This is a genomic window from Croceicoccus sp. Ery15 (genome assembly GCF_020985305.1).
Taxonomy (GTDB): domain Bacteria; phylum Pseudomonadota; class Alphaproteobacteria; order Sphingomonadales; family Sphingomonadaceae; genus Croceicoccus.
Genome location: NZ_CP087588.1, coordinates 1,772,087 through 1,794,164, shown reverse-complemented (window position 1 = coordinate 1,794,164; position 22,078 = coordinate 1,772,087). Strand labels below are relative to the sequence as shown.

Here is a 22,078-nt window from a genome sequence, read left to right as displayed (position 1 = left end):
ATGACCGGACTGGACGAAATCGGGGCCATGATCGAACGCGGCATCAGGCCGCCGATGATGGAACTGCTGGACATCGATCTGGCCGAAGTGGCCGAGGGGCGCGTGGTCTTCACCGCGATCCCCTCGCGCAGGCTGTATAACCCGATCGGCACGGTCCATGGCGGTTTTGCGGCGACGATCCTTGATTCCGCGTGCGGTCTGGCGGCCAATTCGGCCACGAAAGTGCCCACCGATTGCATCACGCTGGAACTGAAGATTTCCTATCATGCCGCGATGCATGAAAAGACCGGCCCGATCCGCGCCATCGGCACGGTGGTCAGCATCGGCAGCCGCGTCGCCCATACAGAGGCGAAGCTGTTCGATGCGAACGACCGCGTCTATGCCAGCGCGACATCGACCCTGTTGCTGTCGCCCCGCCGCAAACGGGCGGATACGGGTGAGGTAGGCACGGGTGAGGAAGGATAGAAACAATGCAAGTACAGGTACCCCACGATCTGGGCCGCGAGGAAGCACGGCGGCGGCTGGAAGCAGGCCTTCCCAAGCTGGAGCAGCATATTCCGGGCGGCGGGTCGCTGACGTCGGAATTCGTGTCGGACAGCCAGCTTGACCTTGTGATCAATGCGATGGGCCAGAAAGTGCCCGTGACCATATTGATCGAGGATGACCGGCTGGACGCCGATGTGACCGTGCCCGCCTTCCTGAAGATGATGTCGGGCCAGATCGGCGATTTCGTGAAGGTCAGCGCGCAAAAGATGCTGGCCAAGCCCTGATTTAGGGCCCTGATTTAAGGCCCTTATCCGGTGACCCAAACGCAACCGGCCCCGTCGCGCGATGGCGGCGGGGCCGGTCTGGCATTTTGTCCGGTCCGTCAGACTCCGGCAGGGATGCGCGCGGTGTCCTTCAGATAGATCCGGTTGTCGTCGATCTTCTCGACATCGTCGAGCGCGATGAAATGGTGCATGTTGTCGCTCGAATCCGACTTCGTCAGCTTGATGCGGTCATTCTCGACCTCGTCTACCGTGCCGACATGCTGACCGGCCGAATTGGCGACTTCCATGTGCTCCTTGATGCGCAGCTTCTCAAACATGAATATCCTTTCCGGGTCTTGTTCAACCCGTTGATTTAACGTTCGTAATAGTAACGGGCGGACCCCCGCCGCCGTTCCTCGGCCCGTCGCCTGTCAGCCTCGTTCCACGGTGGCGGTGCGTTCCACGCCAAGCCCTTGCGCGCATAAGAAAACCCCTCCCCGCACGCTGTGGTGGGGGAGGGGAAGACATGGCCCCGAACCGCCAGTAGGGCCATGCACTATCTGCATGATCGTCGGTCCTGTTTCCGGTCGACCTCGGCGGACCGAACGTCCGGGCCGATGTTCGCAATCTTCAGACCAAGAACCGGCAGCGCAGCACCGCATCCTCTTTCGATTTCGCGCCCCATCCGCCTTGCGCCAGATCGGCCCGCGCATTCACCGGCGGCGCACCCAGATAGCTGCCGCCGTGCCAGCATTTGGCCGAAACCGCCGGGGCCGTGACCTTAATCGCCGGTGCCGGATCTTTCCCCGCCGCCCGATCAGAGCCGCGCTGCGCCATGTTCTCTCTCTCCATCGTTTGTTTTCGGTTGCCGCCCGACGCGAAGGGGAAACACGTCGCGGCGGCTTGCAATCAGAACGTGGTCAAGCGCCCCCCGTTCCTTGAATCCCGCCCGATTCCCGCCATATTCGCACGGGTTTGCGACCAGATGCCAAGCCAGCGCGACTAACGGTTCGTCGCATCGCAAACCGCAACAAAACCGCCGCGAAACGGCCACAATCCCGCCTGTTTTCGGCACGCTTTCGTCCAGTTGGGGATAAGCGTTTTTTCTATCCGCGGGCGGGGCGCGCGGGCGGGCAATTGATGCTAGATATTGTGGTTCGCGCGAGGGGACGGGCGAAACGCACGCCAGATATAGGCGCCGGTATCGTCCGTCCCCGCCCATACAGGCCACACGAATCAAGGAACACGCTGCCCATGTCGCTGCTCGAAGCCCGCAAGACCTACAAGCCGTTCGAATATCCGTGGGCCTATGATTTCTGGAAGCGCCAGCAGCAACTTCACTGGCTGCCCGAGGAAGTGCCTCTGGGCGAGGATTGCCGCGACTGGGCGCAAAAGCTGTCGGACCACGAACGCAATCTGCTGACGCAGATCTTCCGCTTCTTCACGCAGGCCGACGTAGAGGTGCAGGACTGCTATCACGAGAAATACGGACGCGTCTTCAAACCGACCGAGGTGAAGATGATGCTGACCGCCTTCTCCAATATGGAGACGGTGCATATCGCGGCCTATTCGCACCTGCTCGACACCATCGGCATGCCCGAAAGCGAATATGGCATGTTCCTCGAATATTCCGAGCTGAAGGACAAGCACGACTATCTGCAGATGTTCGGCGTCGACAGTGACGAGGATATCGCCCGCACCCTCGCCATGTTCGGCGGCTTTACCGAAGGGCTGCAGCTGTTCGGCAGCTTTGCGATGCTGATGAACTTCCCGCGCTTCAACAAGATGAAGGGCATGGGCCAGATCGTCGCATGGTCGGTGCGCGACGAAACGCTGCATTGCGAAGGCATCATGCGCCTGTTCCATGCGTTCTGCGCCGAACGTGGCTGCCTGACCAAATCGGTCAAGGAAGACATTATCGACATCTGCCAGAAAACCGTGCGGCTGGAAGATGCGTTCATCGATCTTGCGTTCGAACAGGGTCCGGTTCCGGGCATGAGCGCCAAGGAAATCAAGAAATACATCCGCTATATCGCGGACTGGCGTCTGGGCCAGCTTGGCCTGCCTGCGATCTATATGCAGGAAGAACACCCGCTGCCGTGGCTGTCGCCGCTGCTGAACGGGGTGGAGCACGCCAATTTCTTCGAAACCCGCGCGACCGAATATTCCAAGGGCGCGACCAAGGGCGACTGGAACACCGTCTGGGCCAATTTCGACAACCGCCGCAAGGCATCGAAGGGCGACGGCGCCAACGACGCCATCGAGAGCGACGGTCCGGGGCTGTTCGGGGATAGCGAAGCGGCGGAGTGAGATAGTCTAAATTGGAGCAAGATACGGTCATCTTGCTTGGAGCTGGCGCATCAGTCGATGCAGGCATCCCGGATGCTCTCAGCTTAACTGAACGCGTTTACGAACGGCTTTCTGCTAGATTGCCGAATGAAGCGCGCTTGTTCTCTTACGTCATTGCTAAGCTAATTACGAAGCGTGCAAGGCAAGGCGGCAGCCCATTTAATCGAGTAAACATCGAAGAGGTATACGATGCTCTAAAACGGTACGTGGAGCGTGAGAATGACCCGCTAAACGAGTTCGTTTACTCTTGGGACGATGCATTGCCCAAGGCGGAATTTAATCGGGATAGATTTGAGAAAGTTTTCACAAAAGCCGTGCAAGGTCTCGATATTCGTCTTGGGAGATCCGCTTCTATAGATGGATCCGCGGTGCGAGATTTATCTCAAATGATTGAAAATTCTTTATCCGAGGCAAATTCAAAGCCCTTCCTCGGAAATTATTTAAACGCATTAGTTGATTGCTTGACCGATGAAAGTGCAGATCAAGAATATCTCACGCAATTGGTTCGAATTGTCGAGCGTCAGTGCATATCTTTGGGGTCATTGAATTACGACAAACTTATAGAGAATGCCTGCATGCGAAGTGGATTCTCATTTGACTATGGATTGTCGTCTTGGAATGATCGAAGGATTGTTAGATTTGATCCATCAGATGTTAAGCTTTTAAAATTGCATGGTTCAGTTAACTGGTTTGAACACGGTGACAGAATAACCATGTCAGAAAAAGGCGCTTTCAAAAGGGGAATGATTTTTGGTGGGCAAGGTGACAAACTTGTTCATTATGGACCTTACTTACAGATTAGATACGAGTTCAATAAGCATTTACGACGGGCAAAAAAGTTAGGTGTAATTGGCTACTCATTCCAAGATCTTCACATGAACGCTCTAACCCGGTTTATTCATGAGGCCGCAGCAGCGAAGTGGATGGGCCTTGATCTGACGTTGGCGGCGTAGTCCGGGCGAGCGTCTTCGACGGCATTTTTCACCGCGTCAGGATCAATGGGCTTTTCGAGGTTGATGGAATGGAGCTCGGAGTTCGGCGGCACAGCCGCACCGCCTAAGTAGGTGCAGGCCTGAGATTGGTGGCGATGGCTTTCAAAACGGAGGCATCGGGACAGGCTGACGCGAAGGCGACACGGATGCGAGTGGCGCTCTCAATGACGCGGGCAGCGACCTTGAGCAGCCTGAGGCGCAACGTTGCGAACTCGGCGGTCGCGAGCGAGGCTGCCTTGGGGATTTCCTGCTGAATGCGCCACAGGAGCCAGTATGCGGCGGTGTGCAGGATGAGGCGCATCTGATTGGCGTTGGGAGAGCGGCACGAGGTGCGATCGCTGGCCAGCTGGGTCTTGTGCAGCTTGATCAGGTTTTCGGCCTGACCGCGCGCGCAGTAGAGCGTATCATAGATGTGCTCGGCCGAGCCTTCGGTCAGCGAAGTGACGACATAGCGGATGTCCATGCCCATCGTACTGGCCTCGATCCGGGCGACGACGCGGCGCTGGCACTTCCAGCTTTTGGCCCCGTAGCGGGTCTCGGCATAGGTGCGCAGGACCGGGTACTGGCGCTGAGCGCGTTTGACCGCACAGGCATCGGCGGCAACGACGATTTCGGGATCGGCGCGTAGCACGGCGTTGGTCGGCAGGCCGAACACGTAGTCGACGCCGCAACCCTCGCAGACGGCCATGACCTCGGGCCGCCCATAGTGCCCGTCGCCGCGGATGGTGATGTGCGTTTCGGGCCATTGCCGGCGGATGTGGCGCACGAGGCGCCGGATGTGACCGGCAGCTTCAACACCAGACGGTGTCTTGCCGGTGCGCAGCAGCATCGCCACCGGCCGGCCAGTGGCGGTGTCGTAGACATGGATCGGCAGGAAGCAACGCTCGCCATGATGACCATTCCAGAACGACAACTGCTGATAGCCATGGACGACATCGCAGGTATCATCGATATCCAGCGTCACCGCCGCCGGCGGGGCCGGATAGCTGGCGCAGTAGATGTCGATCATCGCGGCCAGCATCTTCGCCAACTCGCGCGTGATCGGTGCATTCTCCCACCGGCTCATCGTCGGTTGGCTGGCCAGCCCCGCGCCCGATCCCGGCAGCTTGCCCAGGGCCAGGCGGAAGCCCGGATCGTCGCGCAGGGCATCGAGATCGTCGGCATCCTCATAGCCGCAGGCGATCGCGAACACGCGGGCACGCAGGATGTCGTCGAGGCGATGGATCACCCGGGCAGGATCGCGCGGATCGGCAATGCAAGTCGCAAGCCGCTGGCAGATACCCATCGCGCGCTCGGCCTGCGACAGCAACAGAACGCCGCCGTCCGAAGTGAGCCGACCACCGTCGAACGCGGCTGTGACTTTCTTGCGGTCGACCGCTGGGAATCGGAAGGGGCTTGCGATATCGTCGTTCATGGCGGGTGTGGCCTGTGGCATTTTCTGCCCTGCAGCAGGGCCGGTGTAGACACCCAGTTCCTAATTCAGATCAGAGGCTTATGCCACTCCCGCCAACCCTTCGTAGCCAACCCCGTGAATAAGACGGGCTAATTCGTGATTGGATGGCTACAAAGAGGCAGGGGAAATTAGTGATAATGAATCCTTCAGATTTAGAAGGAATGTCAAGTATTGGTCGATGGTTTGATATTGGTTCAGATGGTAAGAGAGGAAAAGTCAGGGTTGAGGTTGTTCATATCAAGAACGGTGCCAAATCAGGCATGAACGACTTTGATCGGGAACTGTCTAAGGAAATTGATTTGGCTACCGCAGAAAAGTTAGGCGGTAGCTATAGGATTGTCTGATCTTACAACTGTCCTACACCCCCACACCCTGCCATAACGGACACCGGCTCTTTCCCACTGTCCGTCCCTCATGACCTCATGCGTTTTGTCGCATAGTGTCACCTGCCGCCCAAGCGCCGCAAACCCGCATAATTCTGCGGGAAATGCGGGGTTATGGACAGGGTGACAACTGTCACCTTTGTCACCCGAAACGCGGCTGAACGCCCGCGCCTCAATCCTTCATCGGAAAGGGCGGGATCGGCTCCAGACGGTCGAAATCCTCGCCCAGCGGTTCGTGGCCCAGCTCGCTCCATTCGATCGGTTCGGGTGGCACGTCGGTGTCGGGCAGGCGGTCCAGCAGGTTGCGGATCAGGGTCAGCCGTCCGCGTTTCTGGTCGTTGAAATCGACCATCGTCCACGGTGCCCAGCCGCTGTGCGTCTCGGCGAAAATCGCCTCTCTTGCTGCCGTGTAATCCGCATATTTGGGCCGCGCCGCGACATCGGTGGGCGACAGCTTCCACCGTTTCAGCGGATCGTTCAGCCGTTCCATGAACCGCTCTTCCTGATGCGCCTGATCGCAGCTTAGCCAATATTTGAACAGCCTGATCCCGTCGTCCACCAGCAGCTTTTCGAACACCGGCGCCTCGCGGAAGAACTTGGCCACCTCGTCCTCGCTGGCCCAGCCCATCACCCGCTCGACCCCTGCGCGATTATACCAGCTGCGGTCGAACAGCACGATTTCGCCCGCCGTGGGCAGATGCTTTACATAGCGCTGGAAATACCACTGGCCCTGTTCGTCTTCCGAAGGCTTGGGCAGGGCCGCGATCCGGCACTGGCGCGGGTTCAGGCATCCGGCGATCGATTTGATCGCGCCGCCCTTGCCCGCCGTGTCGCGCCCTTCGAACACCACCACGATCCGCTCGCCCCTGGCCTTGGCCCAGCGCGCCATGGCGACCAGCTCCAGCTCCAGCAGGTCGAGCGCATCGTAATAATCCGATTTTTTGATGTCGCCCATGCGCGCTTACTGCGCGATCTGGATATCGGTGATGGTCGCCACCGCATTGCCGTCGCAACCCACGATGACAGAGCGATATTGTGGCAGCGCGGGCTTGATCTCGGCCCGAACCTGCTGCCAGCCGCCCGCCGCATCGGGCGAGGATGCCAGCGCCAGCACGATCCGCTGCGAAGGCGGCATGGCCCGATCGGTCGGCCCCGCGGTCAGCGTGGCGGTGGTGCCCGCCGGAACCAGCGCGCTGCCGGTAACGATCAGCGTCGGTTGCGCGTCCGGCCCGGGCATCGCGTTGATGAACGCGGTCCATTCCTTCGTCTCGGCAGGGCAGGTCGGCGCAGGCGGGATCGCAGGCTCTGCCCCGCCATCGTTATAGGCCATGCAACCCGAAAGCGCGGCGGGCAGCAAGGTGCCGGCCATCATCACAAGCAAAGCGCGCATAGTTCGAAACCCTTTCGCTGATTTCCCGCCAAGATGGACGCCACTCTAGGCGAAAGTGGAAAGCGCTCAACAGGGGTTATTAACGAGGTTCAGGAGAATTTGGCCGGATGGCGTCGCACAAGGGGGGAGGGGGACTGAGTGCGGACCATCCGGCCTTTCTTGATCGCGATGTCGGCATGCGCTGCCTTCATCGGGTCTCGAATGGCAATATGGGTGCGAAACCCCGCCCCGCCCAGCGGCGAAGCGGCAGATCGTGCAGCACAATCGCCGGTCGGAAGGCGTTCATCTGCGGTTTATCGCCGGTTTATCTGCGGTTCACGAAGCAGAAACGATCCGGACATGATTGCGGCGAAAACAGGGCGGGATGCGCGTGCTGGCCCTTGCGATTCGGGCCGGTTTCCCGCAAGTGCCGCGCCATGGACACGATGATTGCCGATCAGCTGCGCGAAGCAGCCGCGAACTCCAAGGCCTGGCCCTTTCAAGAGGCGCAGAGGCTGGCCAAACGTTTTCCCGATGGAAAGCGCGATGCCGAAGGCAATCTGGTGCCGGTGCTGTTCGAAACCGGATACGGCCCCAGCGGCCTGCCGCATATCGGCACGTTTCAGGAAGTGCTGCGGACCACATTCGTGCGCCGCGCCTATGAAGTGCTGACGGGCGGGCATCCGACAAGGCTGGTGGCGTTTTCGGACGACATGGACGGGCTGCGCAAGGTGCCCGACAACGTGCCGAACAAGGAGATGCTGACCGAACATCTGGGCATGCCGCTGTCGCGCATTCCCGACCCGTTCGGCAGCAACGACAGTTTCGGCGGGCGCAACAATGCGATGCTGCGCGAATTTCTGGACCGTTTCGGGTTCGATTATGAATTCGTCGCGGCCAGTGACCGCTATAATTCGGGCGAATTCGACGATGCGTTGAAGAACGTGCTGCGGAATTTCGATGCGATCATGGGCGTGATGCTGCCCACCCTGCGCGAAGAGCGCCGCGCAACCTATTCGCCGGTGCTGCCCGTCAGCCCGACGACGGGCGTGGTGCTGCAGGTTCCGGTCGAAGTGGTCGATGCCGACGCGGGCATGATCCGCTTTACCGACAGCAACGGCAGCGTGGTGGAACAGTCGATCCTGGGCGGACAGTCCAAGCTGCAGTGGAAGGTCGACTGGGCGATGCGCTGGGTCGCGCTGGGCGTGGATTACGAAATGTGCGGCAAGGATCTGACCGACAGCGTCACCCAATCGGGCAAGATCGCGAAGATCCTTGGCGGGCGTAAGCCCGAGGGTATGATCTACGAGCTGTTCCTCGACGCGAATGGCGAGAAGATTTCAAAGTCCAAGGGCAACGGGCTGACGATCGAGGAATGGCTGCAATACGGGACCGAAGAGAGCCTTGGTCATTATCTCTACGCCAATCCCAAAAGCGCCAAGCAATTGCATGTAGGCGTGATCCCGCGGGCGGTGGACGAATATTGGCAGTTCCGCGAAAAGCTGCCCGAACAGCCGGTGGAACAGCAGCTGGGCAATCCGGCATGGCATTTGCTGGGCGCGAATGGCGGTCATGCGGGGCAGAACGGATTGCCGCCGGGCGCGGGCGACAGCCTGCCGGTGACCTATGGGTTGCTGCTCAATCTGGTGGGCGTGCTGGGCGCCGATGCCACGCGCGAACAGGTCTGGGCCTATCTTGGCAATTATGTCGCGAATGCCGATCCTGCGGCCCATCCGGCGCTGGACGCGCTGGTGACCTCGGCGCTGGCCTATAACAACGCATTCGTTGCCCCCACGCTGCACCGCCGCGCCCCGCAAGCGAACGAGGCGGAGGCATTGAAAGCGCTGGACGAAGCGCTGGCCGCGTTCGCGGAGGATACACCGGCGGAAGATTTGCAGACCGCGGTTTACGAGATCGGCAAGCGCGAAGAGTTCAGTTTCGGCAATCTGCGCGACTGGTTCAAGGCGCTGTACGAAACGCTGCTGGGGTCGTCACAGGGACCGCGCATGGGCAGCTTTATCGCGCTTTACGGCGTAGCAAACAGCCGCCGCCTGATTGCCGAGGCGCTGGAGCGGGCGTGACGGACGGGCGCATCGGCGGCGAACCGCCCGGCGCCGCCGATCTGGAGGCGCTGGCGCTGGCTGCAATGGCACGGCTGCCCGATGCGTTCAAACCGCATGTCGAAGGGGTGGTCGTTCAAATCGCCGATTTCGCGGATGAGGATGTGCTGGCCGAGCTGGAGATCGAAAACCCCTGGGAACTGACCGGTCTGTATCACGGCCGCCCGCTTGACGAGCAGTCGATATGGGACAGCGGCGCGATGCCGCCCATCGTTACGCTGTTCCGCCTGCCGCTGCTTGCCGAATGGATCGAAAGCGGCGGCAGGCTGGATGCGCTTATCTTCCATGTGGTGGTCCATGAAATCGGCCACCACTTCGGCCTGTCAGACGATGACATGCACGCGCTGGAAGACAGCGCGCCGGATTAGAACCATTTCCGCCCGCGATACCAGCGGGTCACCACATATTTGACGCCCTTCATCACCGGCGTGCCGGCGTGCAGCGTATCCATGTTCGGTTTGCCATCGGCCAGCACATTGCTCCACATGACCAGCGTGCCGGGTTGCGGCGGGATCGATACATTGGCCTTGGGGAAATCGGTGTTTCCGCCTTCCTCGACTTCGTTCAGATAGACCATCAGCGTCCATGCACGCTGTCCGCCGCTGGCGACTTCGCCCTTCCAGTAGTCCTGGCTGGTGTCGAACCAGTCGTGATGCGGCTTGAATTCCTGACCGACCTCGTAACGCTGGCCCTGCAGGGTTTCGCCGAATTGCTCGTCGACGCCCAGCAGATCGTCCATGCGCCGGTGAAGGCTGCGCACGAACGGGTCATTGTGGTTGAGGTCGCCCGAGAAGCTGGTGCGCGCCTGCCGCCCGTAGTCGATCTCGAAAACCGGTGAAGGGCGTGCGACCATGTCGATCATGCGCATCAGCCGTTCGCATTCCTCGGGCGAGAAGAAGTCGGGAATGCCGAAAAGCTGCAACCCCTCGTCACAAAGCACCTGCACACTGTCATCCGCGCGGATGCGTGCCAGCGTGGCGCTGTTCATCGCTTGCAATTGCTTGCGGTTCGTTTCGTCGATTTTCGAGATTCTGGCCATGGTCAGCCTATGCAGACATCCGTCGGGGGAGGGGTGGATCGCTGCCTGCTAAAGCACATCGAACGGGTTGCAATCAATATGCGGCCATACCGGCAAGGGCCCCCGCCCGTCAGCGCCGCCGCCAGACAGCACCGTTCGGACAGGGGCCCCGCTTCTGTCAGGCCATCCCTTGCGAGATAAGGGCTGCGACCCTCTTGGCCCTACCAGAAGAAATCATAGATCACGTCCACGACCTGTCCGCTGTACATATCGACCAGCAGGACATCGTCGTAGTAACGGACCCAGCGATAGGGGCCGTACACTTCCGGCAAGCGATAGCGCCACGGATCGTTGATCCAGTACCGCGAGCCGTAGAACAGCGACCCTAGCGTGAAACCGATGCTGATCCGGCGATAGCTCCAGTTGCGATAGGGCACATAATACGCGCCGACGCGATAGATGTTCCGGTTGTACGACCGATAGTTATGCCAGTTATACCGGTTGTTGTGACGCCAATTGCGGTCCCACCGGCGATAATCCTTGCGATAATCGGCATGACGGTTCCGGTCGTTGCCACGCCAGCGATCATTATCGCGACGGTCATTGTCATAGCGGTTGCGGTCGTTACGGTCCCGGTCGTTACGGTTGCGATCATACCGGTCGCGATCGCTGCGTTCGCGGTTCCGGTCATAATTCCGGTCTCGGTCACGGTCGCCGTCGCGATTGCGATACTCATTGCGGTCTCGGTCCGATCCACGATCGGCATAGCTGCGGTTGCGGTTCTGGTCCGAATAGCTGCGGTTGCGATCATTGTTGCTCTGCGCGGGACGTGTGTCGGGGCGATTTGCGGCCGAACGCGGTTGCCACATCGATTGACTGCCAGAGCGGGTGGCGGGCCGGTCCTGTGCGCGCTGGGTCGAAGCCTGACGGTTCGACGATTTTTGCGTGTTGGCAGGGCGCGCCTGGCTCGAATGTCCGCGCGGCTCGCTGCGCTGCCTGCTCGACGACTGGCGGTTAGACGACTGGCGGTTCGATGATTGCCTGCTTTGCGCGTTCTGTTTGGCGCGTTGCCACGCGCTATTGCTGCGGCTGTTGCGGTCCTGCGCCTCGGCATAGCCCGCGACGGGCAGCAGCGGGCTGCCAGCCTGCGTGGCGGCCTGTTGTGCAATGCGCGTTTCCGCGGCCTGTGCGACCGGCGCGCCGGCCAGCATGGTGGTCGCCAGCGCCAGACCGGTCAGCTTCTTCAAGCTCTCAACCCTAATCATGGCATTCTCCGAAAGTTACCGAATGGGCGGGGGGTGCCGGTGCCGGTTGCCTCGCGCCTTTTGCTATGGGTCGATGTCTAAATGTAACCGTCTGTCGCAAGTCTGAACCGGCCTGCAGCCATTCATTCATCTAGCAAGTTTTCTGAACAGCATGGCGGCAACGCAAGGCACGGGCAGTTTTGGGCGAACGCGGGGTGGACGACTCGGCGCGGGGTCCATAGGTGAGCTTGCATGTTGCGCAACCGGCCGTCCGGCCGCCTTTTGCCGGACCATCTTACCGAACTGCTGATCAGCCGCCGCGAATGGGGCCGGCGGATGGCAACGTTGATCGGCGCGGTGCTGGTCGGCGTGATCGCCATATTATTCGCCCATGCCGCCGATGCGGCGCATGTCCTGTTCATGCGCGTGCGGGATATCAACCCGTTCATCCCGCTGGTTCTGACGCCCGCAATCTTCGTCGGCATCACGCTGGTGGAATCCCGCCTCGCGCCCGAAGCGCGCGGATCGGGCATTCCGCAAGTGATCGCCGCCAGTCGCCAACCGCGCGGTCGCGCAGCGCGCGCGCTGGTGTCGGTGCGTTCGGCGGTGGGCAAGATTTTCCTGACCTTGGGCGCATTGGCAGGCGGCGGAGCGGTGGGACGCGAAGGGCCGACGGTACAGCTGGGTGCGGCGATCATGGTGGCGGTTCATCGCCTGTTGCGGGTGCCGATGACACCGGGTGTGCTTATTGCGGGCGGCGCGGCGGGCGTGGCGGCGGCGTTCAACACACCGCTTGCGGGGATTGCCTTTGCGATCGAGGAACTGGCCGTCGCCTATGAACAGCGTGTCGCCGTGCTGGTGATGGGGGCGGTGATGATCTCGGGTCTGACGGCGCAGGGTCTGGCAGGCAATTACGTCTATTTCGGGCAGATGGGCGGCGGGCTCTCGATCGAAACGGTGCTGATCGCCGCACCGCTGGCGGGGATTGTCGGCGGCGTGCTGGGCGGGCTGTTCACGCGAGCCATGCTGGCGTTGCGGGGGCCGGGTTCGACACTGGCGGCAAAGCTGAAGGCGCGCCCCTTGCTGACCGCGCTGGTCTGCGGGCTGATCGTGGCGCTGCTGGGGCTGGCGAGCGGCGGGCTGACCGCGGGCACCGGCTATGAACCGACCCGCGCCATGCTGGAGGGCGAGGGCGGGCCGCTATGGTACGGCCCAGCGAAATTCGCCGCGACATTGGCGACCAGTGCCAGCGGCATCGCGGGCGGCATATTCGCCCCATCGCTGGCAGTCGGCGCCGGTTTCGGGGAATTGATGGCCCCGCTGTTCCCGACCGAGCGGGCAGGGCTGATCGTGCTGCTGGGTATGGCGGGCTATTTCACCGGCGTGGTGCGCGCGCCTCTGACCGCGGTCATCATCCTGAGCGAGGCGACTGGCAGCAGCCATGCGATCCTGCCCTTGTTCGCCACGGCACTGATCGGCGACTGGGCCGGTTCGATGGTCTGCCGCAAGCGCCTTTATCACGAGCTGGCGCGCGACTTCCTTCCGCGCTCCATCCTGTCGAAGGCAGAGGGCAAGGTAAAACGCGGCGAGCCTGCCGCCTAGCTTTTGAAAATTACCGGCGTTCGAAACTGGTGAAGCCCATGGCCTCTACCGCTTCACATTCGATGCCGTCGACCCGCGAGCGGGGCGGGCCGTCGTGCATGGCGGCGATCATGGCTTCGACCGCCGTATCATCGCCTTCCAACACCGCCTCGACCGTTCCGTCGTCGCGATTGCGGACCCAGCCGGTCAGGCCAAGCCCGCGTGCGGTGGAAACGGTCCAGTTGCGATAGAATACGCCCTGGACCTTTCCGTGGCAGATCAGCTTTCGCGCGATCAGCGCGTCAGCTTCTTGTACTGAAGTTTCGTCGGACGGTCCGCCGCATCGCCCAGACGGCGGCGCTTGTCTTCTTCATAGGCTTCGAAGTTGCCTTCGAACCATTCGACATGGCTGTTGCCCTCGAAGGCGAGAATGTGCGTCGCCAGACGGTCGAGGAAGAAGCGGTCGTGCGAGATGACCACGGCGCAACCGGCAAAGTTCTCGATCGCGTCTTCCAATGCCGCGAGCGTTTCGACGTCAAGGTCGTTGGTCGGTTCGTCGAGCAGGAGGACGTTGCCACCCTCCTTCAGCATCTTGGCCATGTGGACGCGGTTGCGTTCACCGCCCGACAGCTTGCCGACGTTCTTCTGCTGGTCCGCGCCCTTGAAGTTGAACGCGCCGACATAGGCGCGGGTCGACATGTCGTGGCCGTTGACCTTCATATAGTCGAGGCCGTCCGAGATTTCCTCCCAGACATTGTTCTTGTCGTTAAGGTGGTCGCGGCTCTGGTCGACGAAGCCGAGATGCACGGTCGAGCCGATCTCCACGCTGCCGCTATCGGGCGTTTCCTTGCCGGTCAGGATCTTGAAGAGCGTGGACTTACCCGCGCCGTTCGGACCGATCACGCCGACGATACCGCCCGGCGGCAGGATGAAGGACAAATCTTCGAACAGAAGCTTGTCGCCATAGGCTTTCGAGATGTTCTTCGCCTCGATCACCTTGCCTCCAAGACGTTCGGGCACCTGGATAACGATCTGGGCCTTGCCGGGGCGGCGGTCGGCCTGCGCGTCCTGCAGGGCTTCGAACTTGCGGATACGCGCCTTGGACTTGGTCTGGCGGGCGGCAGGCGTCTGGCGGATCCACTCCAGCTCTTCTTTGAGAGCCTTGGAACGTCCGCTTTCCTCACGCTCTTCCTGAGCAAGGCGCTTGGCCTTCTTTTCCAGATAGGTCGAGTAATTGCCCTCGTACGGGAAGTACTTTCCGCGATCGAGTTCGAGGATCCAGCCCACCACATTGTCGAGGAAGTAGCGGTCGTGGGTGATCATAAGCACCGCACCGGCATATTCCTTGAGGTGGTTTTCGAGCCATTCGACGGATTCCGCGTCGAGGTGGTTGGTCGGTTCGTCGAGCAGCAGGATCGAAGGCTTCTGGATCAGCAGGCGGGTCAATGCCACGCGGCGCTTTTCACCGCCCGACAGATCGGTCACCGGCCAGTCGCCGGGAGGGCAGCGCAGGGCCTCCATCGCGATCTCGAGCTGGTTGTCGAGGGTCCAGCCATCGACCGCGTCGATCTTGTCCTGAAGCTCGGCCATCTCGGCGCCCAGCGCGTCGAAATCGGCGTCTTCCTCGGCCATTTCCATGCCGATGGCGTTGAAACGTTCGACCATGTCGGCGGTTTCGCGCGCGCCGTCCTTGACGTTTTCCAGAACGGTCTTGGTCGGGTCCAGCTCGGGCTCCTGCTCAAGATAGCCGACAGTGATATTCTCACCGGCCCAGGCCTCGCCCTGAAAATCCTTGTCGATGCCGGCCATGATCTTGATCAGCGTCGACTTACCCGCACCATTGGGGCCGACGATGCCGATCTTGGCACCCTGATAGAATTGCAGGTTGATGTTCGAGAGCACCGGCTTTTGCGCGCCGGGGAAGGTCTTTGTCATGTCCTTCATGACATATGCGTATTGGGCGGCCATCGGGCGTCCTTCGTGACGAATGGTGTTCGGAAGAGTTGCCGCGCAGATAGGGAATGCGGCCGCTTCGGGCAAGCGGTTAGCGCCGCCAGTGCCCTCGACCGGTAAACTTGCGCCACTGACGGGGAAATGCGTCTTTTGGCGGCTCGACAGGCGGGGGCGGGGGCATTAGCAATTTGCCCATGCAGAAAAAGCTCCTCGCGCTTGCCGCGCTTTCCGCCAGCGTATCCACTCTTGCCGCTGGCCCCGCGCTGGCGCAATCCGCGCCCGATGCGGAAATCGCCGCCGCACGGGACGAAGCTTTGGCCAATGACGATGTGGCATGGGATTTCGTGGAAGGCATCACCACCGAAATCGGTCCGCGGATGGCGGGGACCGAGGACGAGGCGCGCGGGCGCAAGTGGGCAATGGCGTGGCTGAAGGCGCAGGGTTTCGCCAATGTCCGGGACGAGGCCTTTTCCATGCAGACATGGGTGCGCGGAGAGGAAGAGGCCGAGATCGTATCCCCTTATCCGCAGCCGATGCATGTCACCGCACTGGGCAATAGTGCTTCGACCGGTGCCGAGGGGCTGACCGGTGAGGTGGCCGTATTCGCTTCGCGCGCGGCGCTGGAGGCGGTGCCCGATGGCAGCCTTGGCGGCAAGATTGCCTATATCTCGCATGGGATGAAGCCGACGCAGGACGGTTCGGGTTACGGGCTTGCCGGTCCCGCGCGGTGGACCGGTCCGGCACTGGCGGCGCGCAAGGGGGCCTCGGCCATCGTGATCAAGTCCATCGGCACCGACCACCACCGCAATCCGCATGCAGGCGGCACCACGTGGGACGAAGGGCAACCGCCGATTCCGGCTGGTGCGCTATCGCTGCCCGACGCCGAAAATCTGGAACGTATGGCGCAGCGTGCGGGCGCGGCCGGTAAGCCGCTGATGCTGAAACTGGTACTGACCCCGCGCAATCTGGGCGAGACGACCAGCGGCAATGTGATTGCCGAGATTCCGGGCAGCGACCCCAAGGCGGGCGTGGCTTTGCTGGCATGCCATCTGGACAGCTGGGATCTGGCGACGGGCGCGTTCGATGATGGCGCGGGCTGCGGGATCATTGCCGCCGCCGCCAAGCGCGTGGCCGCCATGGGCAAGCCGCGCCGCACGATCCGCCTGTTGTTCGCAGGGGCCGAGGAAGTGGGCGTGTTCGGCGGCAAGGCCTATGGCGCGGCGCACAAGGACGAGGCGCATGCCTTTGCGATGGAGAGCGACTTCGGCGCTGACAAGGTTTGGCGTGTCGATAGCACCCGCCTTGGCAAGCCGCTGGCCGACCGGCTGGCCGCCTTGCTTGCGCCAATGGGTGTCGTTCGCGGTACGCAGCCCGCGACGGGCGGTGCGGATACCGGCGCGATCGTAGCGGCAGTCGAACCGACGGTTATCGATTTGCAGCAGGACGGCACCCGCTATTTCGATTTGCACCACACGCCCGACGATACTTTGGACAAGATCGATCCGGCGCAGTTGCGCCAGAACGTGGCGGCGTGGACAGCTACGGTCGCGCTGCTGGCCAACGCGCCGGGTGAATTGGCGGCGGAATGATGCAAAAGAGGGCCGGCCTTTACGCAAGGCCGGCCCTTTTGTTCTTATACAGTGGATGCGCGGATCAACTTGCGGTGAACACGCCGCAGGCAAGCCGCGCGCCCGCATTGCCGGTGGGCTGCGTTTTGTAATCGTCGGGATCGGCATGGATGATAAAGGCCGATCCGTCCTCATCCATCAGACCCGCAAAGCTGCCCGTCGAAGTGCCTTCCATCGAACCGGTGCCATCGGCGGCGATGGTCAGATTGGGCAAATCGCCTGCATGCGGATTGGGCGCTTCGCTTTCGCTGCCGTGATTGGCATCGGTGGGATTCCAATGGCCGCCCGCGCTGGTGAAATCGCTGGCCGAACAATCGCCCGTCTGGTGGATATGCGCGCCATGCTCGCCCTCGGGCAGGCCGCTCGCGCTGACCGAGATCATTAGCATATCGTCGTGCCCTGTGGCCGTCACGGTGCCGACTTCATTTCCTTCGGCGTCTTTCAGAACAGCCGTTGCGGTTTGCGTGGCCACTTCCTCGACCGGCATTTCGGTTTCGGTATCGGCAGGCGCAGGCTCCTGCCCGCAAGCGGCCAATGCCAGCGCGCCCACGCTGGCGAGAATGGTAGTGGCGGCAAATCGGGTTGTCATGAAATCGTTCCTTCTTCTCGGCCAGTGGCCAATAGCCATCGGGTGATGCGGCAGACCATTCGCAAGTGCAATGCCGATAGAGCAAAGGCGTTCCCGCTCGGAAGGGCGACCTGTGGAGGGGGTGGCTTATCAGAGAAGTAGGAAATGGTCGGGGAGACAGGATTCGAACCTGCGACATCCTGCTCCCAAAGCAGGCGCGCTACCGGACTGCGCCACTCCCCGACGCTGATGCCTGCAAAGGCGGATGGTGGGCCCGGCAGGATTCGAACCCGCGACCTAGCCGTTATGAGCGGCCAGCTCTAACCGCTGAGCTACAGGCCCATCGCGCCAAGGCGGTTAGCCGCAGAGTTTTGGCTTGGCAAGCCAATGGTCGGGCTGACATGAAATTTCCGGTTCAGGCAGCGCTGGCATTTCGGCTGGCGCCGACATGATCAAATGCGTCCGGGCGCGCGATGGGCAGGCGCAGCATTACATATTCGTCGTCATGACTGAAACTGCCGCCTGCTGCGCGAACCTCTGCGGCGACGAGGCGCAGCGCAAAGCCCGCGCCCAGCATGCCCAGTAGCGGTTCGCCGCGTTCGCTGATCCCCACATCGGCATCGAACAAAGCGGTACCACGCAGTGCGCGGGGCAGGGTGATCGCCAGTTCGGCCAAGCTCTCGCCGCTCAACACCACCTCCAGCCGCTCACCCGCAGCAGAGGCCGCCGACAAGGTGGCCAGCAAACGCCACAACATTGTTTCCGCTTCGTCCGTATCGACCGGCACTTGCAGATCGGCACCGGGGGCATCCAGCACGAATTGCGCGCCATTGCCCTGTTCGATGGATGCGAACTGGTCGACTAGCTGGCCCAACAGGGCAGCCAGCGCGGTTTCCCCTTCGGTCATCGCCTTGCCGCCGGTGCCAAAGGCGCTTTCGCGCATGCGAACCAGCCGTTCGACTTCTTCTAGCCCTGCCAACAGGCGGGCGCTTTCCGCGGCGATATCGGCGGCCTGCGCGCGATAGCGGTTGGGCACGTCGCCGAATAATTGCTGCTGGATGATCTCAGCAAAACCCTGAATCGCGCCCAAAGGCGTGCGTAATTCGTGAAGCGCCTGCCGCACCTCGTCACCGCGCGGATCGCTCTCGTCGCGCTTTTCGGGCTGGCGCGTCAGGCGGGCGTGATGGCCCAGAAACCGGCCTGCCTGATCGAAGCGCGGTACGGCGTCGAGCCGCCAGTTGCCGGTGATCGCCTGCGCGCCATCAATCGTGACCTGTCCCGACCGCACAACCTGTTGCCGCCGCAGTGCGGTGGCGGAGCGCGCATCGATCCGCGCCTGTGCATCCTCTGCGCTGGATAGCCCCATACCCGTCAATAGCGAAGGCAGCGTGCCTGCCCAGCCGATGCGGCCGTCAGGGCCGATGCGGCAATCGACCATGGCGACGCGGATATCGGCCGGCGTCTCTGCGGGCCGGACCGGACCGGCAAGCCCCATCGCGGCGGCGCGGCTGGCGCGCTGTTCGCGGTAATCCTCTATCCGTTGAACGAGGCTGGCGATATCGGCGGTGCCCGAAGAGGCGGCAGGGCGCGGCGCGCGCCATGCGGCGGTCGCGATGTCTGCCGGAGCGGGCGTTGCCGCAGGGGCGGGCGCCGTCATTGGCATGGGCTCTTCAACGGTCGGGGCGACGGGCGCGGCCTCGGCAGTGGCCAGTTCGGCCGTTGGGTCGGCTTCGATAGCCGGCTCCGCATCAGCCGCCGCCGGTTCCTCGACCTCTACCCTTGCATGCAGGCGGCGGGTTTCGGCGTGGGTGCGCAGGCCGTTGGACAGCATCGGTATCACCGCGTCCCAACCGTCGGTATCCAGCACGGCCGAATCGATGGCGGCTTCGGCGACCAGCGGATCGCCTTCGCATAGTTGCGCGACCAGCGATGCCGTTCGCAGGCGCAGTCCCGGTTCGTGCAGGATCGCGACGCGTTCGGCGACCGGCAGGCGCCGCGACAGAACCGACAGGCGCAGAAAGGCCGATGCTACCAGCTGGCCATCGGCCACCGATCCGCCCGACCCCAACAAATCGACAAGCTGGCGAAACTGCGCAAGCGCGGCACGTTCGCCATCGACGGCGACCCCCAGAACCGTGCGCAAGCGATCGTCCAGTGTCATGAAACCCCCAAAAACCCGAACCCGAACTCGAACCCGAATCTGGCCCTAAAAGTGCGACAAACAGGACGGGGAAACGCACGCCTGCCTGCCGCAGCGCAAGAGGTAAACAAACTCTTAACATTGCAAAACTGCGTTGGCGGGCACGTTGCAAACTGGAACAACCCTTACGCCGATTGCCTTGATGTTAAAAAATTGCCGAGAAACACGCCGAAAACTTTGTTATATGTCTCACCATCCGTCCCGCCCGCTGGGGAGCATGGCGATGGCGCAGAAGACGGCAAAGGACTAAACCCTTATGATTCTGGACGAAATTGACCGCCATCTGCTGGCCGAACTTCAGTCGGAAGGCCGCATCACCAATGTGGAGCTGGCCAGCCGAGTCGGCCTGACCGCGCCGCCCTGCCTTCGCCGCGTCCGCGCGCTGGAGGAAGCGGGCATCATTCGCGGCTATCACGCCGAACTCGATCCCGCCGCTCTCAGCTATACGATCACCGTCTTCGCGATGGTCAGCCTGAAGAGTCAGGCCGAGGAATCGCTGAAGGCGTTCGAGGAGCATATGAACACGCTGCCCGAAGTGCGCGAATGCCATATGCTGAACGGCGAGATCGATTTCATGCTCAAGATCGTCAGCCACGATCTGCAAAGTTTTCAGGAATTCCTGACCAGCCGTCTGACGCCCGCACCCAATGTGGCCAGCGTCAAAACCTCGCTGGTGATCCGGACGGCGAAGAACAAGCCGGGCGTGCCGATCAAGGGCCGGTAATTTGGGCTGTCAGGGTTACAAAGGTGACACTTGTCGCAACAGTGTCACCCTAACCGAAAGCGCAGAAAACCGCCGTTTTTGGCCCGATCCCGCCCGTCGGTTGACACGGTCACATGCCGCGAAAATTCACACGATGATCAAAGAGCCGCATCGCCATTTCGCGATGCGGCTCTTTTGCATGGACCGCGGGGTGTAGGACAGCGCAATTGCAGCCAGAGGGCCCGGCTATTGCGGGCAGCCGCCCGCCAGCGCGGCATTGTAATAGGCCGGATCGCCGGTCACTTCGCGGCCCAGCCAGTCGGGGCGGTCGAACGGGGTGTCGGGGGCGGGAAGTTCGATTTCGGCCAATACCAACCCGTCCCCCGTCAACCGACCATCCGTCAACCCGCCCTCCATCGACCTGCCATCCGTCGACCTGCCCGTCACGATGAATTCGTCCACTTCCCAGCATAGCGCCCCGCCCGCCGCGATGCGGTGGCGGTATTTCTCGATCCGTCCGTCGGCCATGGCGATCAGCTCGCGGGCCTTGTCCGGGGGCAGCGGGCATTCGACTTCGCGTCGAATCATATCGGCGCGGGCCGATTTTACCGTCAGCACGGCGTCCCGTCCGTCGATAATGCGCACGCGAATTTCGCGTTCGGCGGTGCGCGCCAGATAGGCTTGTTCGATATGGCTGCGGGTGCCTGCCTGAGCGCGCCAGCCGTCGCCGGTAACAAGGAACTTGCGCTCGACCTCTATTGCAGGGGCGCGGAGAGGGTCAGCCCCGTCCGCCATGCCAGCGCTTCCACAATCCGTGCCAGTCCTTCACCAGCGCATCGGGGGCAGGTGTCAGCAGTTTCGCGCCCAGTTCGCGCATGCGTTCTTCCAGAATGGCGCGGTCGCGGCGGGCCAGCACCAGCAGGATTTCGCGCAATTCCTCGTGCCGCGGATCGCCCGCCGCATTCAGTGCGCTTTCGAAACCGGACAGGTCGTGATGGTCACCCATCGCTTCGGTCAGCCGGTGCGCGATGCGGGCGCGGGCGCGCATTTTCGCCGGGTCCAGATTTTCCAGCAGCCGCGTGTGATACCAGTGATCTTTCAGATCCTTGCGCGCATCGTGCAGCGCGCTGGCGGAAGGGCCATCCGAAACATCGGCGGACAGGCGCGCGAAACGGTCGAAACCGCGCGTATAGCTGCGGGCAAGTCCGCCCCTGATCGCGCTCCACCCGTCATTGTCCAGATGCCATTTGCGCGCGCGCTGCGCAGCGTCTTCCAGCAATGCGCGGCATTCGTCCAGCGCGGCGGCCGGGGTATCGGCGGGCGTGTCGGGGATAATGGCTTCGGCCAGAAAGCCACGGTAATCGGCCAGCGCCTTGCCCTTGGCCGTGCCGTTCATATCGTCGCGCAACCGGTCGAAAATGGTCAGCGTCACCCGTGTGGTGCGCGGTGCGGCAAGGCGCGCGGCGATATCGCGGAAGGCTGCATTTTCCTGCGCGTAATCTTCGAAATCCCCGCGCACCAGCCGCAGCAGCCCGCGCAATTTCTTGCAATGCTTGCGGATGTCATGGACGGGTTCGGCCGGATTCTCGCAATCCTCGATCGCGTTCAACGCCTTGCCGATCTGTTCGCGCGCGATGCGGCGGACGGCTTTCTCGATCGAACGGTCCTTACGGCGCAGGCGGTAAGCCATTGTTGTGCTTCGCTCCGATAGTCACGCGAACCGCCCCTCTGGTCCGGTCGGGGGCAGCGCGGGCCGCGCATTGCCAAA

Annotated in this window: 23 protein-coding genes and 2 tRNA genes; 10 read left to right on the top strand and 15 right to left on the bottom strand. The window is 62.0% G+C overall.

The window, feature by feature from the left end; all coding sequences use genetic code 11:
- A complete protein-coding gene (locus LOZ77_RS08800) occupies window positions 1-465 on the top strand; it encodes a PaaI family thioesterase (RefSeq protein WP_230281739.1) in 465 nt (154 codons plus the stop codon).
- Window positions 466-470: 5 nt separating this feature from the next.
- Window positions 471-770 (top strand): polyhydroxyalkanoic acid system family protein, encoded by a 300-nt coding sequence (locus LOZ77_RS08795; protein ID WP_230281738.1) that lies wholly within the window; start codon window positions 471-473, stop codon window positions 768-770.
- 98 nt (window positions 771-868) lie between these two features.
- On the opposite strand, the gene LOZ77_RS08790 is transcribed toward LOZ77_RS08795, so the two are convergent.
- Both LOZ77_RS08790 and LOZ77_RS08785 read right to left on the bottom strand, forming a co-directional pair.
- The gene (locus LOZ77_RS08790; RefSeq protein ID WP_230281737.1) at window positions 869-1,087 is read right to left on the bottom strand and encodes a DUF2171 domain-containing protein; all 219 of its coding nucleotides are present in this window, start codon (window positions 1,085-1,087) and stop codon (window positions 869-871) included.
- A gap of 292 nt (window positions 1,088-1,379) precedes the next feature.
- Window positions 1,380-1,601 carry a hypothetical protein gene (locus tag LOZ77_RS08785; protein WP_230281736.1) on the bottom strand — a complete coding sequence of 74 codons (222 nt, stop codon included), beginning with the start codon at window positions 1,599-1,601 and terminating at the stop codon, window positions 1,380-1,382.
- A gap of 402 nt (window positions 1,602-2,003) precedes the next feature.
- Here LOZ77_RS08785 and LOZ77_RS08780 point away from each other — a divergent pair, with 402 nt between their 5' ends.
- Together LOZ77_RS08780 and LOZ77_RS08775 are read left to right on the top strand one after the other, a co-directional pair.
- Entirely contained in the window at window positions 2,004-3,059 is a 1,056-nt protein-coding gene (locus LOZ77_RS08780; RefSeq protein WP_230281735.1) for a ribonucleotide-diphosphate reductase subunit beta, read from the top strand.
- A gap of 11 nt (window positions 3,060-3,070) precedes the next feature.
- Window positions 3,071-4,051: an SIR2 family protein gene (locus tag LOZ77_RS08775; protein ID WP_230281734.1), complete on the top strand. Its 981-nt coding sequence runs from the start codon at window positions 3,071-3,073 to the stop codon at window positions 4,049-4,051.
- Between the two features lie 103 nt (window positions 4,052-4,154).
- Here LOZ77_RS08775 and LOZ77_RS08770 read toward each other — a convergent pair whose 3' ends face one another.
- Window positions 4,155-5,504: an IS1380 family transposase gene (locus tag LOZ77_RS08770; protein WP_169749280.1), complete on the bottom strand. Its 1,350-nt coding sequence runs from the start codon at window positions 5,502-5,504 to the stop codon at window positions 4,155-4,157.
- Window positions 5,505-5,680: 176 nt separating this feature from the next.
- Here LOZ77_RS08770 and LOZ77_RS08765 point away from each other — a divergent pair, with 176 nt between their 5' ends.
- Window positions 5,681-5,887, top strand: a complete 207-nt coding sequence (locus tag LOZ77_RS08765) for a hypothetical protein (RefSeq protein WP_230281733.1) — start codon at window positions 5,681-5,683, stop codon at window positions 5,885-5,887.
- 211 nt (window positions 5,888-6,098) lie between these two features.
- Here the strand turns inward: LOZ77_RS08765 and ppk2 are convergent, their stop codons facing one another.
- Window positions 6,099-6,881 (bottom strand): polyphosphate kinase 2, encoded by a 783-nt coding sequence (ppk2, locus tag LOZ77_RS08760; protein ID WP_230281732.1) that lies wholly within the window; start codon window positions 6,879-6,881, stop codon window positions 6,099-6,101.
- A 6-nt stretch (window positions 6,882-6,887) separates the two neighbouring features.
- The gene (locus LOZ77_RS08755) at window positions 6,888-7,316 is read right to left on the bottom strand and encodes a hypothetical protein (protein WP_230281731.1); all 429 of its coding nucleotides are present in this window, start codon (window positions 7,314-7,316) and stop codon (window positions 6,888-6,890) included.
- Window positions 7,317-7,741: 425 nt separating this feature from the next.
- Between LOZ77_RS08755 and LOZ77_RS08750 the strand changes: the two genes are divergently transcribed.
- Window positions 7,742-9,376, top strand: coding sequence for a lysine--tRNA ligase (locus LOZ77_RS08750; RefSeq protein ID WP_230281816.1), 1,635 nt, complete (start codon window positions 7,742-7,744; stop codon window positions 9,374-9,376).
- On the top strand, window positions 9,373-9,783 hold the full coding sequence (locus LOZ77_RS08745; RefSeq protein WP_230281730.1) for a metallopeptidase family protein: 411 nt from the start codon (window positions 9,373-9,375) through the stop codon (window positions 9,781-9,783). Before LOZ77_RS08750 ends, LOZ77_RS08745 begins: the two co-directional genes overlap by 4 nt.
- Here LOZ77_RS08745 and LOZ77_RS08740 read toward each other — a convergent pair.
- The gene (locus LOZ77_RS08740) at window positions 9,780-10,454 is read right to left on the bottom strand and encodes a 2OG-Fe(II) oxygenase (protein ID WP_230281729.1); all 675 of its coding nucleotides are present in this window, start codon (window positions 10,452-10,454) and stop codon (window positions 9,780-9,782) included. The two genes, LOZ77_RS08745 and LOZ77_RS08740, sit on opposite strands and share 4 nt — an antisense overlap.
- Before the next feature lie 200 nt (window positions 10,455-10,654).
- Window positions 10,655-11,680: an RcnB family protein gene (locus tag LOZ77_RS08735; protein WP_230281728.1), complete on the bottom strand. Its 1,026-nt coding sequence runs from the start codon at window positions 11,678-11,680 to the stop codon at window positions 10,655-10,657.
- Window positions 11,681-12,013: 333 nt separating this feature from the next.
- Here LOZ77_RS08735 and LOZ77_RS08730 point away from each other — a divergent pair, with 333 nt between their 5' ends.
- On the top strand, window positions 12,014-13,279 hold the full coding sequence (locus LOZ77_RS08730) for a chloride channel protein (RefSeq protein ID WP_230281815.1): 1,266 nt from the start codon (window positions 12,014-12,016) through the stop codon (window positions 13,277-13,279).
- 10 nt (window positions 13,280-13,289) lie between these two features.
- Here the strand turns inward: LOZ77_RS08730 and LOZ77_RS08725 are convergent, their stop codons facing one another.
- Both LOZ77_RS08725 and ettA read right to left on the bottom strand, forming a co-directional pair.
- Window positions 13,290-13,538, bottom strand: coding sequence for an acylphosphatase (locus LOZ77_RS08725; protein ID WP_370638074.1), 249 nt, complete (start codon window positions 13,536-13,538; stop codon window positions 13,290-13,292).
- Between the two features lie 14 nt (window positions 13,539-13,552).
- Window positions 13,553-15,226, bottom strand: coding sequence for an energy-dependent translational throttle protein EttA (gene ettA, locus LOZ77_RS08720; protein ID WP_230281727.1), 1,674 nt, complete (start codon window positions 15,224-15,226; stop codon window positions 13,553-13,555).
- 179 nt (window positions 15,227-15,405) lie between these two features.
- Between ettA and LOZ77_RS08715 the strand changes: the two genes are divergently transcribed.
- On the top strand, window positions 15,406-16,800 hold the full coding sequence (locus LOZ77_RS08715) for a M20/M25/M40 family metallo-hydrolase (RefSeq protein WP_230281726.1): 1,395 nt from the start codon (window positions 15,406-15,408) through the stop codon (window positions 16,798-16,800).
- Between the two features lie 64 nt (window positions 16,801-16,864).
- Here LOZ77_RS08715 and LOZ77_RS08710 read toward each other — a convergent pair whose 3' ends face one another.
- The 4 genes from LOZ77_RS08710 to LOZ77_RS08695 all read right to left on the bottom strand — a co-directional run bounded on the left by LOZ77_RS08710 (window position 16,865) and on the right by LOZ77_RS08695 (window position 19,568).
- A complete protein-coding gene (locus tag LOZ77_RS08710) occupies window positions 16,865-17,428 on the bottom strand; it encodes a superoxide dismutase family protein (protein ID WP_230281725.1) in 564 nt (187 codons plus the stop codon).
- Between the two features lie 145 nt (window positions 17,429-17,573).
- Window positions 17,574-17,650: transfer RNA gene (locus LOZ77_RS08705), tRNA-Pro, on the bottom strand.
- A 23-nt stretch (window positions 17,651-17,673) separates the two neighbouring features.
- Window positions 17,674-17,749 (bottom strand) — tRNA-Ile (locus tag LOZ77_RS08700).
- Between the two features lie 73 nt (window positions 17,750-17,822).
- Window positions 17,823-19,568 (bottom strand): histidine kinase dimerization/phospho-acceptor domain-containing protein, encoded by a 1,746-nt coding sequence (locus LOZ77_RS08695; RefSeq protein ID WP_230281724.1) that lies wholly within the window; start codon window positions 19,566-19,568, stop codon window positions 17,823-17,825.
- Window positions 19,569-19,863: 295 nt separating this feature from the next.
- On the opposite strand from LOZ77_RS08695, the gene LOZ77_RS08690 reads away from it, so the two are divergent.
- Window positions 19,864-20,331, top strand: coding sequence for an Lrp/AsnC family transcriptional regulator (locus LOZ77_RS08690; RefSeq protein ID WP_230281723.1), 468 nt, complete (start codon window positions 19,864-19,866; stop codon window positions 20,329-20,331).
- 225 nt (window positions 20,332-20,556) lie between these two features.
- On the opposite strand, the gene LOZ77_RS08685 is transcribed toward LOZ77_RS08690, so the two are convergent.
- Both LOZ77_RS08685 and LOZ77_RS08680 read right to left on the bottom strand, forming a co-directional pair.
- Window positions 20,557-21,105 carry a CYTH domain-containing protein gene (locus tag LOZ77_RS08685; RefSeq protein ID WP_230281722.1) on the bottom strand — a complete coding sequence of 183 codons (549 nt, stop codon included), beginning with the start codon at window positions 21,103-21,105 and terminating at the stop codon, window positions 20,557-20,559.
- Window positions 21,089-22,000: a CHAD domain-containing protein gene (locus tag LOZ77_RS08680; protein WP_230281721.1), complete on the bottom strand. Its 912-nt coding sequence runs from the start codon at window positions 21,998-22,000 to the stop codon at window positions 21,089-21,091. The genes LOZ77_RS08685 and LOZ77_RS08680 overlap by 17 nt, the downstream gene beginning before the upstream one ends.
- Between the last annotated feature and the right edge of the window lie 78 nt (window positions 22,001-22,078).

Bases quoted from the DNA above. Each gene is read 5' to 3' on its own strand.
- LOZ77_RS08680 (WP_230281721.1), bottom strand. From the start codon at position 22,000: ATGGCTTACCGCCTGCGCCGTAAGGACCGTTCGATCGAGAAAGCCGTC.
- LOZ77_RS08795 (WP_230281738.1), top strand. From the start codon at position 471: ATGCAAGTACAGGTACCCCACGATCTGGGCCGCGAGGAAGCACGGCGG.
- LOZ77_RS08695 (WP_230281724.1), bottom strand. From the start codon at position 19,568: ATGACACTGGACGATCGCTTGCGCACGGTTCTGGGGGTCGCCGTCGAT.
- LOZ77_RS08770 (WP_169749280.1), bottom strand. From the start codon at position 5,504: ATGAACGACGATATCGCAAGCCCCTTCCGATTCCCAGCGGTCGACCGC.
- LOZ77_RS08715 (WP_230281726.1), top strand. From the start codon at position 15,406: ATGCAGAAAAAGCTCCTCGCGCTTGCCGCGCTTTCCGCCAGCGTATCC.
- LOZ77_RS08730 (WP_230281815.1), top strand. From the start codon at position 12,014: ATGGCAACGTTGATCGGCGCGGTGCTGGTCGGCGTGATCGCCATATTA.
- LOZ77_RS08765 (WP_230281733.1), top strand. From the start codon at position 5,681: ATGAATCCTTCAGATTTAGAAGGAATGTCAAGTATTGGTCGATGGTTT.
- LOZ77_RS08710 (WP_230281725.1), bottom strand. From the start codon at position 17,428: ATGACAACCCGATTTGCCGCCACTACCATTCTCGCCAGCGTGGGCGCG.
- LOZ77_RS08755 (WP_230281731.1), bottom strand. From the start codon at position 7,316: ATGCGCGCTTTGCTTGTGATGATGGCCGGCACCTTGCTGCCCGCCGCG.
- LOZ77_RS08740 (WP_230281729.1), bottom strand. From the start codon at position 10,454: ATGGCCAGAATCTCGAAAATCGACGAAACGAACCGCAAGCAATTGCAA.
- LOZ77_RS08685 (WP_230281722.1), bottom strand. From the start codon at position 21,105: ATGGCGGACGGGGCTGACCCTCTCCGCGCCCCTGCAATAGAGGTCGAG.
- ppk2 (WP_230281732.1), bottom strand. From the start codon at position 6,881: ATGGGCGACATCAAAAAATCGGATTATTACGATGCGCTCGACCTGCTG.
- LOZ77_RS08780 (WP_230281735.1), top strand. From the start codon at position 2,004: ATGTCGCTGCTCGAAGCCCGCAAGACCTACAAGCCGTTCGAATATCCG.
- LOZ77_RS08750 (WP_230281816.1), top strand. From the start codon at position 7,742: ATGATTGCCGATCAGCTGCGCGAAGCAGCCGCGAACTCCAAGGCCTGG.
- LOZ77_RS08690 (WP_230281723.1), top strand. From the start codon at position 19,864: ATGATTCTGGACGAAATTGACCGCCATCTGCTGGCCGAACTTCAGTCG.
- LOZ77_RS08785 (WP_230281736.1), bottom strand. From the start codon at position 1,601: ATGGAGAGAGAGAACATGGCGCAGCGCGGCTCTGATCGGGCGGCGGGG.
- LOZ77_RS08800 (WP_230281739.1), top strand. From the start codon at position 1: ATGACCGGACTGGACGAAATCGGGGCCATGATCGAACGCGGCATCAGG.
- LOZ77_RS08790 (WP_230281737.1), bottom strand. From the start codon at position 1,087: ATGTTTGAGAAGCTGCGCATCAAGGAGCACATGGAAGTCGCCAATTCG.
- ettA (WP_230281727.1), bottom strand. From the start codon at position 15,226: ATGGCCGCCCAATACGCATATGTCATGAAGGACATGACAAAGACCTTC.